This is a genomic window from Paracoccus sp. T5 (assembly GCF_048538155.2).
Classification (GTDB): Bacteria; Pseudomonadota; Alphaproteobacteria; order Rhodobacterales; family Rhodobacteraceae; genus Paracoccus.
The window spans coordinates 89,295-102,496 of the sequence record NZ_JBLWIC020000003.1; the positions used below are offsets into that span (position 1 = coordinate 89,295).

Annotated in this window: 13 protein-coding genes; 8 read left to right on the forward strand and 5 right to left on the reverse strand. The window is 59.3% G+C overall.

What is annotated here, in order from left to right:
* Window positions 1-3 precede the first annotated feature (3 nt).
* The gene (locus ACNR9W_RS17940; RefSeq protein ID WP_419270836.1) at window positions 4-597 is read right to left on the reverse strand and encodes a hypothetical protein; all 594 of its coding nucleotides are present in this window, start codon (window positions 595-597) and stop codon (window positions 4-6) included.
* Window positions 598-1,121: 524 nt separating this feature from the next.
* Here ACNR9W_RS17940 and ACNR9W_RS17945 point away from each other — a divergent pair.
* A complete protein-coding gene (locus ACNR9W_RS17945) occupies window positions 1,122-2,018 on the forward strand; it encodes a hypothetical protein (RefSeq protein ID WP_419270838.1) in 897 nt (298 codons plus the stop codon).
* A gap of 126 nt (window positions 2,019-2,144) precedes the next feature.
* Here ACNR9W_RS17945 and ACNR9W_RS17950 read toward each other — a convergent pair whose 3' ends face one another.
* On the reverse strand, window positions 2,145-2,297 hold the full coding sequence (locus ACNR9W_RS17950; RefSeq protein ID WP_419270840.1) for a hypothetical protein: 153 nt from the start codon (window positions 2,295-2,297) through the stop codon (window positions 2,145-2,147).
* A gap of 71 nt (window positions 2,298-2,368) precedes the next feature.
* Window positions 2,369-3,517: a calcium-binding protein gene (locus tag ACNR9W_RS17955; RefSeq protein ID WP_419270842.1), complete on the reverse strand. Its 1,149-nt coding sequence runs from the start codon at window positions 3,515-3,517 to the stop codon at window positions 2,369-2,371.
* 437 nt (window positions 3,518-3,954) lie between these two features.
* Between ACNR9W_RS17955 and ACNR9W_RS17960 the strand changes: the two genes are divergently transcribed.
* The 7 genes from ACNR9W_RS17960 (at window position 3,955) to ACNR9W_RS17990 (ending at window position 12,049) form a co-directional block, all read left to right on the forward strand.
* Window positions 3,955-4,491: a single-stranded DNA-binding protein gene (locus ACNR9W_RS17960; RefSeq protein WP_419270844.1), complete on the forward strand. Its 537-nt coding sequence runs from the start codon at window positions 3,955-3,957 to the stop codon at window positions 4,489-4,491.
* A gap of 107 nt (window positions 4,492-4,598) precedes the next feature.
* Window positions 4,599-5,711: a recombinase RecT gene (locus ACNR9W_RS17965; protein WP_419270846.1), complete on the forward strand. Its 1,113-nt coding sequence runs from the start codon at window positions 4,599-4,601 to the stop codon at window positions 5,709-5,711.
* A gap of 56 nt (window positions 5,712-5,767) precedes the next feature.
* Window positions 5,768-6,736: a lambda-exonuclease family protein gene (locus tag ACNR9W_RS17970; protein ID WP_419270848.1), complete on the forward strand. Its 969-nt coding sequence runs from the start codon at window positions 5,768-5,770 to the stop codon at window positions 6,734-6,736.
* 61 nt (window positions 6,737-6,797) lie between these two features.
* On the forward strand, window positions 6,798-7,790 hold the full coding sequence (locus ACNR9W_RS17975; protein ID WP_419270850.1) for an AAA family ATPase: 993 nt from the start codon (window positions 6,798-6,800) through the stop codon (window positions 7,788-7,790).
* 74 nt (window positions 7,791-7,864) lie between these two features.
* Window positions 7,865-8,995: a DUF3150 domain-containing protein gene (locus ACNR9W_RS17980; protein ID WP_419270852.1), complete on the forward strand. Its 1,131-nt coding sequence runs from the start codon at window positions 7,865-7,867 to the stop codon at window positions 8,993-8,995.
* 63 nt (window positions 8,996-9,058) lie between these two features.
* Complete coding sequence (locus ACNR9W_RS17985; protein WP_419270854.1) at window positions 9,059-10,897, forward strand: vWA domain-containing protein; 1,839 nt, start codon at window positions 9,059-9,061, stop codon at window positions 10,895-10,897.
* Window positions 10,898-11,098: 201 nt separating this feature from the next.
* Window positions 11,099-12,049, forward strand: a complete 951-nt coding sequence (locus tag ACNR9W_RS17990; protein ID WP_419270855.1) for a lysozyme family protein — start codon at window positions 11,099-11,101, stop codon at window positions 12,047-12,049.
* Window positions 12,050-12,052: 3 nt separating this feature from the next.
* Here the strand turns inward: ACNR9W_RS17990 and ACNR9W_RS17995 are convergent, their stop codons facing one another.
* Together ACNR9W_RS17995 and ACNR9W_RS18000 are read right to left on the reverse strand one after the other, a co-directional pair.
* Window positions 12,053-12,397, reverse strand: coding sequence for a hypothetical protein (locus ACNR9W_RS17995; RefSeq protein WP_419270857.1), 345 nt, complete (start codon window positions 12,395-12,397; stop codon window positions 12,053-12,055).
* 13 nt (window positions 12,398-12,410) lie between these two features.
* On the reverse strand, window positions 12,411-13,175 hold the full coding sequence (locus ACNR9W_RS18000; RefSeq protein WP_419270859.1) for a division plane positioning ATPase MipZ: 765 nt from the start codon (window positions 13,173-13,175) through the stop codon (window positions 12,411-12,413).
* Window positions 13,176-13,202 lie beyond the last annotated feature (27 nt).

Consider the following 13,202-nt stretch of genomic DNA (forward strand, 5'->3'; position numbering starts at 1 on the left):
CCCTCAGAAATAGAAGAAGGCCGAGGCGAAGATCAGGACTGACCCGATACCGCCCCATTTAAGGATGCTGAACACAGTTCGCTCGAAGATCGCCCCACTCGATTTGGTGGCAATCTCCAGCTTCTCCTTGGCGTGAGCCAGTTCGCGGCCCAGCTCGTTGTGCTGGCGCTGCAACTCGGCAAGCGCAGCTTCAGCTTTGGACACTGCCGCGTCAGCCTGGTCCAGATTGTCCACCAGCAAAGCCTTCTCTTGGGCGAGACGCTTCATGCTGTCGTTCATGGACGTATAGCGTGCAGCGAGTTCCGCGACATGGGCCGGATCGTTGAGATCCATCCCTGTCACGAGGTCGCCCACAGGCAGCGCGGGTTCTGCGCTGGCAGGTCTGATCTTGGCGCGGGGCTGCGACCGCGGCTTGCGGGGTCGTGTTGCCTGCGCCTGAACCTCCGGCTTCGCCGCATCTTCGGCGTGAGAGCCATCGTCAGCGGCGTCGATCAGCGGATTGTTGTCAAAGCCCCTGGTCCGGTCATAGCCGGTGAAAAACGCGACGTTGGTCGGCTCTTCGCTTTGACGCGTGACCATGTCCTTGATTTTACCCATTAGGATTCTCCATTCGAAAAAAGGGGGAATCCTCCCTGCAACGGGAATGGATTCCCATTGCGGGGTTAGAAGGGTCGCCTGACGCTCGTCGGAGATCAGGACATAGTTGGACAGCCCGCATGAACTTCGAGGTTCATGCCGCGCGTCATGCCAAAGGTGGCGAGACGCGGCCGGGGATGAGACCCGGACTGTTGCGCGGCTTCGAGTGCTTTCGGGACTCGAATGGGCCATTACAGCCGCCGCAAAGGCTTCATAAGCCATCCGCCTGCCCGGTCGGAGACCGGATGAGACGCACCCTTTCGGGCCGTGGACCGTCGCAGGAATTGCCTGCGAACATTGTGTCTTCGGGAAAGACCCCAGGCGACAGCCTGTCTCTGCAAAGCAGAAAGTGGGTGAAGATTAGCAGGCAGGTTCAGCCTCTGGCAACACTAAGCTACAGGAAAAAATAACGTGCAGTATTGTCAAAGAACTTGGCAGGGTGCAAAACTGCCCGGAAATCATGTGCCAGGAGCGAGGGACCGACGATGGCAAGACCGCCGAGAGCCACGGGCAATTCACCCAGCAGCGTCCACCCGCGCGACAGGCGCACCGCGTTCGAGGACCTGCCGCCCGACCGGCAAGCTGAGATCCTGGGCCAGCGGCAGGCGCGTTTGGATCGCCGCCGCAACACCTATCGCCCAAAGGCCCCGGCCATCTCTGCGCCCATCGAGATCCACACCGCAGAGATCCAGCTGGCCTATACCCGCTGGTTTGCCGCCTGTAACGAATATGCAGTGGCGATCGACTACGTGGCCCGCGAGCGGCTGACGGACCGCGCCGATTACAACCGTTACCTGGACGAGTTCGATGCTGCCCTGAACGAGCTGTCGGAAACGGCGCTCGGGCTCTACACGCGCTACGAAGGACTGTCGAACGGCGGCAAAGCCAACTCGCCGGTGCCCTCGAAGATCGATGCGCGCATTCAGTCGAAACGCAGCATGCAGCTGCTGCAGATGTTCCGGCAGTGCGACGACATCCTGCGCATGATCTCGTTCCTGTCGATCTACGGTGATCTTCCGGAAAAGCAGGCGGCCTCTGATACAGCCCGCGTCACCAACAGCCTGAATACATGTCTGAAGGCGCTCCGTAAGGTGAAGGTCAACTGCTTCCGCCGGATCATCGAAGCTGAGGCGCTTACCGCCAAGGCCGCCGACAAGATGACGGTGGAAGACCTTGAGGCGGCCCGCAAAAACGCAGGGATCAAGGACGCCACCTCGCGCTGGCGTCGTCGCAAGGCGGCGCCGGTGCTCAATCCTGGCGCCCCGGCCAGCGAGCCGGTGCCCGGCACGACCGAGAGCACGGCAGAACCCGCGCCTGACGCCCCACCTGTAGAGATGCCTGAAGCTCCCGCCGATAGCGCAGCCCGCACGGCTGCCGAATAGCGCGGGGAATATCCGGCAGGTCTGCTGCCCCTGCTGTAGTGAAGCCGGCTGGAGCCGGCTTCACTACGATTTGCAATGCCAAGGGGGATTTCTATCAGCTCAGATCAGGCTGTCCCCCTGGCCACATTATTCTGTTCGGCTCAGCGCGTTGTAGCGGTTCAGCCAAAACTGGCTCTTGCGGTCGGCTTCTTCGTAAAGTGGACCTGCGCTGACGCCCTGCTCTTCCAAGCGGCGCACCTGCGCAAGCCACTGACGCCCTCGCTGCTCAGCTTCAATCAACTGCTCCTGCCGAGACCTTCGAGCCATGTCTCGCTTCCTAAAATAAGCTCCGGAGGATCGGCAGAGCCAAATCAGGTGAAGATGAAATCATCAACCCCAAGGCGGGAGTGATCGACATTCGAAAGGGTGATGGTCACATCGCCGAAGGAGACTCGTGCGTCACTCCCCAAGTCGGCGATGCTGACTTGGCCGAATGCTTGGGCGCCACTATTGATTACGATCCGGTCAATGCCATCGGCAAAATCCGTGATCCGGTCAGCGCCGCCGCCCGTGGAGAACAAGAAATGATCTGCTCCAGATCCGCCGGACAGGCGGTCATTGCCTGCGCCACCTGAAAGACGGTCATTGCCTGCGCCACCAGACAAGCGGTCGTTGCCTCCCTTGCCCGACAGAAGGTCATTGCCCGATCCTGCGGTAAGGGAGTTGCCTGCTGCATTTCCGGTGACCCGATCACTGCCTGCACCGGTCACGACGTTTTCTACATTGCGGATGACGTCGAGCCCTGCGCCAGTGTTCTGCGCGGCGGTTTTTGAAAGATTGACTACAACGGCCGTACTGGCGGTAAAGCGGACTGTGTCCACGCCCGTTCCCCCGTCAATGGTATCGTTCCCCAACCCACCTTCAATGGTATCCGAACCTCGACCGCCGTATAGGCTGTTGTTGCCGGCGTTGCCGACAATCAGATTGGAAAGTCCATTACCCGTGCCATTGATTGCGCCTTTTCCCTGCAAAATAAGATTTTCCAAGTTGGCGCCTAGAGTCCAACTAACCCAAGCACTCACCTGATCAGCCGGGTTTGGGTCGTTGTCATAATAGGGTCGATAACTTTCCATCACCACATCGCGCAGGTGGTTTACCAGATACGTATCGCCACCCTCGCCGCCAGTCATGGTATCGGCTCCGGCCCCGCCATCCAGAAGCCCGCCTCTATCACCGCCGGTAAGGACATCATTTCCGACGCCCCCTCGCAGGATGGAATAGTCCCCCATCCAAGCATTCAGAATGTCGTCGCCGTCTCCGCCGTCCAGCAGGTTTACATCGGCGCCACCACGCAATGTGTCGTTTCCAGTTCCTCCGAAAATCTCGTTAGGATTCAGAAAAGCGCCTGTCAGCTCATCATTCTCTCCATATCCATACATTCTGATAATTTCGTCATATGGAAATACGCTCTCTGCCATAAGCCGATTGCTTCCTGCAGAGCCGTTGTAAACAATTGCCATCTCTACCCTCGATTGGAGAACCAGATCAGGTTTACTGTGCCGTAAACTGTCTGGCGAGAGGATACTTTCGGCCTTTGTGCCCGGGCTTTGAACAGCGGCTTTGAGCCTTGTCGCGAGAGAGAGGCGTCAGCGCTGGATGAACGGCAGTGGGTAACCACTATTGCCAATATCGCGATGGCCCTGCTAATCTTCACCCACTTTCTGCTTTGCAGAGACAGGCTGTCACCTGGGGTCTTTCCCGAAGACACAATGTTCGCAGGCAATTCCTGCGACGGTCCACGGCCCGAAAGGGTGCGTCTCATCCGGTCTCCGACCGGGCAGGCGGATGGCTTATGAAGCCTTTGCGGCGGCTGTAATGGCCCATTCGAGTCCCGAAAGCACTCGAAGCCGCGCAACAGTCCGGGTCTCATCCCCGGCCGCGTCTCGCCACCTTTGGCATGACGCGCGGCATGAACCTCGAAGTTCATGCGGGCTGTCCAACTATGTCTGAAACCGTTGAAACCCTGATGGGGGCACTCCCCATCTGCGGGCTTGCTCCTTTCCAACACTGGAGTCGAGCCATGCTCAACCGTGTTCAGCTGATCGGCAATCTTGCCGATGATGCGGTGATCCGCACCACGCAGTCGGGTGTTCGCTACGCGACATTCCGGCTCATCACCTCCGACGAGACTTGGAACAAAGCCACGGGATCGTGGGAGGCCGAGACGACCGCTTTCGATGTGGTCGTTTGGGGCCAGCTGCTCAAATACGCGGAAAAGGCTGCTCTCAAGGGCCGCCTGTTCTTCGTCGAGGGCAAGATGAAGCTCCGTCGCTACGAGCGGGACGGCAAGCTTCACTATGCTTGGGAAGCTGTCGTCAACGAACGCTTCGGCTCCTTGCGGAGCCTGAGCCGCCGCAGCGACGGAGACAGTCGGGGTCACTCCGACCACGGCAATGGCGCCCCGCACAACGATGACGAACTGATCGAAAGCTAACGGTCAGCGATCTGACAAACCGGGCCGCAGTTCGCTGCCCAATCCCTGATGGGAGATCTCCCATCATGGGGGGTTTCCCTCATTTTTTTTCCAAATGAGGAATGATAATGACCACTCCCCGTATCCCCTACCCCACCGAGCGCGCCCAATCCCGCGGCATCACCAAGCAGCAATGGGGCGTCTTGATCGGCACCACCTTTGCCAATGCGCAGGATGGTGAGTCAATTCTGCAAGCCTGGGATCTTGCCCAGATGCGCGGACTTGATGTCTTTGGCGGCCATGTCGCCATCGTCAGCCAGTCGCGCTACGATAAGTCCAGCCGTGAATGGGTCAACTACGAGACCTGCTGGTTGACTGTCAAAGCTCTGATCTTTCTGGCCCACAGTTCCGGCACCTTCGCCGGGATCGATGAGGTCAAGTTCGGGCCGATGGTCGAAAAGACCTACCAGGGCCAGAAGCGCGGCCGCGGCGGACAGAACGAGTCTGCTGCCGTCACAATCCGGGCTCCGGAGTATGCGACCGCGAAGGTCTACCGTTTCGTCAAGAATGAGCGCTGCTCCTTCACCGATACGGTGTTCTTCGACGAGGCTGTGGCGCTCAGCCAAGGGCTTCCCAACTCGGTTTGGGGGCAAAAGCCCATGCTGATGCTCGCCAAATGCGCAAAGGTTGCCGCTTTGCGTCTCGGCTTTGCCGAGTGCGATTTTGCGGCAGAGGAGATGGCCGGACAGCCAGAGGCGTCTGACATCATCCCGATGGCAACCGGCGAAGCCGGATCGCCTGCCTCAATGCAAGAGGAAAGCGGACCGCAGCCCATAGCGGCCAATGACAATGCCCGAGGCTTCGACCCGGCGCCTTCTTTCGGAGAAGCGGTGGAAGCGTTCGACGCCTTGCCTCACGATGCATTGCGCTGGCTGGACCGCAACCTGGAGACTGCAGCGCAGATCGGCGCGTTTGACCAGACGATCGACGCCATGCGGCAGACACTCGACCATAGCTGTCACCAGCTCGGCGAGACCCTGCTGCAGTCGCTGTCCATCATGGCAAAGGACGCCAAGTTCTCCGCCATGTGGGACTACATCAAGGGCGCGCGCGATCACGGGGGCGAAGCTTTCGTGAAGGCCAAGGGCCAGTTCGAGAAGCAGGCCAAAGCCGGCGCGATCAGCCATGACGTGTCCAATGCGGCCGCGACAGTCCTCACCTTCATGCAGGCTGCTGCCTGATACCCGCGAGGGGGCTTCCCCCTCTGGGTGGCCCCTCTTCCAACTGGATAGGTGCCATGAAGCTGATTCATTTACAGCAATCCACGCCCGAATGGCTGGAGTGGCGCAGGGGCGGCATCACCGCATCTGACGTCTCCTGCCTCTTCGGGTCCAACCCCTACAAGACCGAATGGCAACTGTGGGCTGAGAAATGCGGACTTCGGGTCGAAGACGACATAGAGGGCAACCCCTATGTCCGGCGCGGCAAGATGTTCGAATACATGCTTCGGGAACGGATTTCGGCTGATCGCAATATCGGCCTCATTCCGGTCTGCGCCGAGCATGACACCATGAGCCAGATCAGGGCTTCGCTGGACAGTATCGACCTGTCAAAGAGGCCTTGGGAACTAAAGGTGCCATCGCCCGGCAACTACGAACTCGTCTGCAAGGACGGGCTCAACTCGGAGCCAGCCCAGAGGTATCTGCCGCAGGTGCAGCACCAGCTGCTCGTCACTGGTGCTTCCGAAGGCTTTCTCGTCTTTGGCGACATCGACGATGAAGCTGACAGGCCAGTGGTGCGGGATTACAAGATCCTCATTGTGCCTGCCGATCCCGGCTACCAGGCAGAGATTGTCCGCAGGGCAACCACCTTCCTGAAGGCCGTGAAGGACGGGACTGAACCGGCGAAAGATCCCAAGCGCGACCTTTTTGCCCCTCAAGCACCGACTGATGCTTACGAGTGGCAGAAGAGCGCGGCGAAACTTCGTCCGCTTCTTGCCCAGAAGGCTGCACTGAAAGAGGCCCTGAAGGACGTCGAGGATGCGATTAACTCCGCGTCCGTGCCGCTGCTGAAGGTTCTCGGTCTCAACAAGAGCGGCCAGTTCGCCGGCATCCGCGCAACCCGCGTGGAAAAGTCTGGCAGCGTGAACTGGCGCGAGCTGGTGAAGTCCCTCGGGGCCGATCCGGAAGAAGAAACAACTGTTGCTCCCTTCCGCAAGGCCGGGACCAGTCACATGCAGATCTCGGCGCTCGACGCCGCAGACTGACCAACCCCAACGGGGAACATCCCGTTGAGGGGGTGTTCCCCTTTTTTTGAGGAATACTCCCATGAACACAATGCCTTCTGCATACCGTGCCGACATCACCTGGAACCCGACCCCGAAAAATATCTCGGAGGTCTTCAGGATCTCGGCACCCGGAACTGTGCCAGTCTTCGAGAACGATCGGTTCTTGCAGGCCACATCTGAGCACTACCGGTTCCACAAGGAGCAGCTGCGCGGGGTACTGGCATTTCTCTTCTCGGCCTCAAAAGGCGATGCGCTTCTGGTGCATGGTCCTTTCGGCGCCGGTAAGACATCCCTCATCCGCGAAATTCTCGGACGGCTTCGTTGGCCGACCCTAATGCTTTCGTGGAGCGAGAAAAGCGACTCCTTCGAGCTGATTGGCCGCCAGGGCCTCCAGTTCGGTGACACCATGTTCGATTACGGCCCGCTCGCCTTGGCTGCAAAGCTGGGGATGGCGTTGGTCATCAACGAAATCGACCGTGGCCGCGCAGGTGATCTCGTCGCCCTGAATGATGTTCTGGACGGCGGCAACCTGGTGATCAAGGAAACGGGTGAGGTGATCGAACCCCATCCCAACTTCCGCGTGATCTGCACCGCCAACTCGGCAGGCAGCGGCGATCTCACCGGACAATATGTCGGCTCGGTCCGTAAACTCGACCCCGCCTTCCTCGATCGTTTCGCGATGATCAAGGTTGGCTACATGGCGCAGGAAGACGAACTCGACCTGCTCATGCTGCAGTTTCCGGACTATGCGAAGAAATCCAGCCTGTTTCTGACAAAGCTGACCAACTTCGCGCAGGAAACGCGGGCCAAGGCCGTCGATGTCGCCGAAAATCTGGCGACACCCATCTCGACCAGGGCGCTCATGCGAGCCCTCAATCTTGGTCGCAGCATGGGGCTGCTCCGACGCATAGGAGAGTCAGATTTCTCGACCAAAGAGGATCTGCTGCCTGCGCTCGATCTTGCGTACCTCAACCGCCTGCCGGCCGAGGAGCGCGAGGCAGCCGTCCAAACACTAGAACTCTGCATGGGCTAATCGCCCAAGCATCACCCCGCGGGGAGCATTCCCCGCCAGGCGGATGCTCCCCTTTTTTTCTGACGGAGAGAAAGATGAGCATTCAGACCACCATCCTCGACAAGATCGCTATTGTTGATCTCGGCTTCACGATCTGGTCCGGGGCCAAAGCGCTGGAACCCACCGACTTCGTGAATGTCGATGTCTCTGACCTGCCGTCCGCAAGGGTGGCGAGCTACGGGCGCAAGAACCTGATCGACAAGGATGCACTGCAGCCTTTCAAGCAGATCCGGACAAAGGCCGAGCGTGTCTGCACGCGTGTCGGCACCCGCTTGCTCGGTGGCTTTGCCGTCCCGCAGGACAGCATCGACCAGATCGGCCAGGAGCTGGATAGCCTCTGCGTCGAGTTCGAACAGGAGCTGGACAAGTTTATGACCAGCTATGACGACATGATCGAGGACTGGATCACCAGCAACCCCGAGATGGCCGAGCCGTTGCGGCGGGCTGTGATGCCTCGCGCTGTGGTGAAGTCGCGCTTTCGCGCGTCCTTCAGCATCTTCGAGGTCAACGCCTCGTCGCGCGACCGAACCAACTCGATGGCGAAGGTTGGCACCGATCTTCTGGACAGCATTCTTGCGCAGGTTGTCGGAGCCTTCAAAAGCCATATCGAGTCCAAGCGCGGCCACATCGACGACAGCTACCGCGTCGAAGTGCGCCAGACGGTCGGCGACATGGCTGCCAAGATGAGCCGCTTTGCCTTCATCGAACCTTCGGGTGGTATGAAGATCCTGGCGGACAAGCTAGCGGCGGCCGTGACTGGACAGGGAAAGATCGCTGGTCAGGAATTCCTGACCCTCTATGGCCTTCTACGCCCGCTGAAAAGCGTGACTGAGGCCAAGCGTGTGATCGCGGACTATGCCCAAGCGGGTGTATCCGCCCCTGCCCCGCATCCCGACCCGCAGCTGGACCTTCCGGCTGCGCCAGCTCCCAAGGCTGAGCCGCCGCAAGACGGCTTCGGGTTCGAACCTTCCGAGTTTGCGACGGACAAGCGCGAGGACACTCCCGCCGGTCCGCCAGCATCCGCCGGCGGGTTCAAGAAGGCCGACTTCCTGCCCCTCGACTTCGATGTGCCGGAAGAACCTTCTGCGGATGCTCCACAAGAGGCTCCCGCGCCTGAAGCCAAGCCGTCCTCTGCCTCGGCATGGGCGGTGGACTTCGGTTGGTAACACTCTCGACTGCCCCTTCGGGGCAGTCACCCACCCTTGCGGGTCACGTACCCGCATTTGCGGGTGCTGATCCCCCTGACATTCTCGGAGATCACGAAGATGACTACCTCAGTCAACATCGATTACGCCAAGGTCGCCATGAAACTCGCATCGCTCCTGGGGCGCAAATATAACGTCAACATCCTCTTTGGCGGCAATGAGGCCAAAACGGACGGTGACACGATCTACCTGCCGCATTGGGATTTCCACGATCCCCGGAAGCGGAATGCGCTCTATGGCCTCATCTTCCACGAGGCCGCCGGCCATGTGCGCAACACCGATTTTGACGCGCTCCAGCGCGTTGCTCGGGCTAGGCGGAATACACAGGCCAAAGTGCCGGACGAACTCTGGCATGCCGCCAGCAACATTCTCGAAGACATTCGCATCGAGCGGGCCGGTTTGCTCCAGTATCCTGGCGCCAAATCGCTCCTGAACTCGGTCTGCGAGCTGGTGTTCGAGGACTATCCGCGGGCAGAGGATCAGGACAACCACTGGACCCTTGCCCTCAACTGGTCGATCCTTACCTTTAGAAGCCGCATCCTCGGCCAGACCGTGCTGAAGCATCTGTCCGAGAGCTATACAGCTGTGGCGCGGCAGCAGTTTGGCGATGACGTTCTGTCCTCGGCCATCACCATTGCTCAAGAGGCTGCCATAGCCCGCGACACCGTCGCGGTGCTGCAGCTGGCGGAACGTCTCGTCGCACTCTTCGATGACGCTTTGCCTCCGGAACAAAAGCCGGAGCAACCGCCACAACCGCAGCAGCAGCCAACTGGCTCGCAAGGGCAAGACGGGCAGCAAGGCGGCTCTGATGGCTCGCAAGGGCAAGACGGGCAGCAAGGCGGCTCTGGTGGCTCGCAAGGGCAGGACGGGCAGCAAGGCAGCTCTGATGGCTCGCAAGGGCAGGACGGGCAGCAAGGCAGCTCTGATGGGGCAGGTGGCGGTGCCAGTGGAAGCGGACAAGCGTCTACGGTCGCAAAGCCGCTCAGCAAAGCGCTTCCCGATAAGGCTAACCTAGCACGCTATGATGTCGCGCAAAGCCTCGCGCGGAAGGCAAAGGCTCCCGACGGTGGGCCTGCGCACGAGGTTGGCTATGTCCAGCCGAACGTGGGGTCTGACGTAGCTGGCGGCGGTCGCATTGACCTTGATGATGTGTCCTCCGAACTCCGGCAGGCGGTCACTCTTCGGCAAGGCATTGTAGGGGCGGTCTCGCCTATGCTCTGCGGCGATGCCGAGTACTCTGAGCCTCGGAGATCCGGCAGGGCTCTTGATCCGCGTCAACTGACGCGGGTGAAGACCGACCCTGATCCGAAGGTCTGGAGAACACTCCAGATCGAGGATGATCAGAGCGTGGCCGTCCAGATACTCATCGACACATCCTCGTCAACCAGGCAGAACAACATCCTGGAAGAGGAACGAAAGTCAGCGCTCGCGCTGGCATCAGCGCTCGAACAGTATCCGCTGGTCGAAACTGCAATCTCCCATTTCCCGGCTGACTCCAATCTTGGTCGGGATCTGGCACCCTTGCTCAAGCCGTTCGACAGGCCAGTCTCGCTGTGCCTCAAGGGATGGCCTCGGGCAAAGGGCGGCACGCCTCTTGGCGCAGCCTATCGCGCCAGCGCCTTCAACTTCTTCCTGTCCGACAAGGAACGGAAGATCCTGTTCGTGATGACGGACGGGAAGCCCGACAATGAAGCCCAGGCTTCAACAGCGAGGCTTTGGCTGAAGCAGATGGGGGTTGAAGTCTATGGCGTGGTGATCGGTCAGAAGACCTTCCCCGCGGAAATTTTTGACGATGCAATCCTGATCCAGACCGCTTCCGAACTTCCCAGGGCGATCATGGAACTGGTGAAGCGACACGTCTGATCGGCGAGCCCCTCCGGGGGCCTACCGCTTCCGCAGGGACCGGAGAACTCGCCTTTTCCGGGATCCGCCGAAACTACTATTTAACGGGCTGTGCATTGCACATGCCCGTTTTTTTATTGATGAACAAGTATTGTCGGCTATCCCATCACATGGGACCATGTTAGCAAACCAGAAAACTGCCGGTTAATGATGGGTTGCTAGATGAAGAGTGCTGTTCCGACCTTGCTGACTATTCTTGCTGTCACGACCGCACATGCCACCGACCTTGGCGATGCACCGGCCGACCTGGCGTCGGAGATCCAGCGGGCGTCTGCTCTTTATGCCACCGAACCGGCAGCCGATCCCCATAAGGCCGTCGTGTTGGCTGAAACCCCCGTAGAGATGATCGAGATCTATGCTGCGCTGGACGAGCGCCTGCCGCCGATGAAGATATACAGCTTCACCCGGGACGATGACGTTCCCGAGGCAGATGTCCTGCAATCACTCCTGCCGACGACCTTCACGCCCGGCTCGGCCGAGGACTTGATCATCAGCTATATCCGCCGGTTTGAGGCAGGCAAAAACGGCTATAACGCGGTGTGGCACGGCAACCGGACCCCCCTACCCTCGCGGCCTACCGACATGACGGTCTGCGAGGTCCGCGACTGGCAGATCGCCGCTGCTCGCCGGCAAGCCTCCACGGCCATCGGCCTCTTCCAGATCGTCGGCGGCACTTATCGGTCGCTCCTGAACCGGGTCAACCTCCCCTGCAACACGCCTTTCGACCAGAAGACGCAGGACATGCTAGGCTTGGCACTTCTGATGGGCCGCGGCTGGCAGGAGTTCAAGGCAGGTCGGATGACAGTTGAGGATTTCGGCTTCGAGTTGGCTGGAGAATGGGCCGCTTTCCCGGCGCCCTACGGAAAGGACAAGGGGTTTTCCCGGTATCGTGGCATCGCCGGCAACCGGCACCAGGTTGAGCTACGCGATTACATGGCCTTCCTGCGGGACTTGGATCAGAAGATCCGCGCGGGCGATCTTCCGCTGCATGACGACGACGCTGCGCCCGCCTCCCCTGCCCTGCCAGAGATCGTCTTCGTCTCGAACGAAAACGACCGGCAGGACATCAGGTCCTCGCCGGTCATTCGAGTCATGAGCTTCAACGGAAACTGAACTTTACTTGGTCAGGATCTCTTCACGCTTCTCTTGGCTCTTTGCCAGCCACTGGTCGATCAGCTTCTTGATTACGAAACCCGCAGGCTGCGAATGCAGTCGAGCCACCCGTTCCAGTTCTTCACGGGCATCAGCATTCAGGCGGAAGGACACCGTCTTGTTTATGCCACCGGCTTTTTTCGCAACCTTTGGCTTTCTTTGTGTCCTCTGTGCCTCCGGTACGTCGCTGGCAGGCTCAGATTGAGGAGTCGGAAGCGTGGCTTGCGGCGGTTTTGGCGTTGGATCGCCAGTTACCCGCTCGATGTCAGCGACAGTCAGAGTTGTTCGGCGCTTACGGGCATCGTCCAACGATAAATCAACATCAAGCTCCGGCCGTGGCATCGGTTACCTCGCTTTCTTCATCATCTTCTGCAGGCATTTCAACGATATTATAGGTCTTACAGTCATCCCAGAACATCACAGCGTCTTCGTGAGCATTCACGGATGACTTAGCTTTTGGATCAAGCTCGATAAGCTCGAAGTGGTAATGTCCAGTGGCCCAGGCATCAGTCATTGCTGTTCCCTGGTTGGACAAGGGCGTCTTCAGGATTGGAAAACGCGCCCTCTGGACGCTCCTCAGGATGCCTTTTGCCGTCCGACCTTCGAATTGGTAGATCCGAGCGCCACGCGATACGACAAAGCCAACTTTCGTCGGCAGGCTGTGCTCCCGAATGATCTGCATCATATTCTTCATTGCCAGACGAACAGGATTAACTTCCACAAGGGTCATTGCTGCTGGCATGAGCACAAGATCGGCTTGCAAGGCACTTAGCACAACGTAGTTGGCATGTTGCCCCGGTAGGTCGATTATGACGTGATCGTATTTCTCCCCAAGTTCGTAAAGTAGCTCAGGGGTGTCATCGCTAGGCTCGATCACTCTACATTCGATCGAATGATCCGGAAGTCCACGCTTCCGGCGCTCATCGAAGAACCCAGCCAACGACCCCTGTTTGTGGTCCGCGTCAATGACGCAAACGCTCTCAGGACTTTCTGAGCCTCGGTTGGCAGAGGCTATTGCATTTACGATGGAGAGGATGGTGGTACTTTTACCGACCCCTCCCTTGGTGCTGTACAAGGAAATTATCATGTGTCCACTCGATCGCGCTGTTCTTAT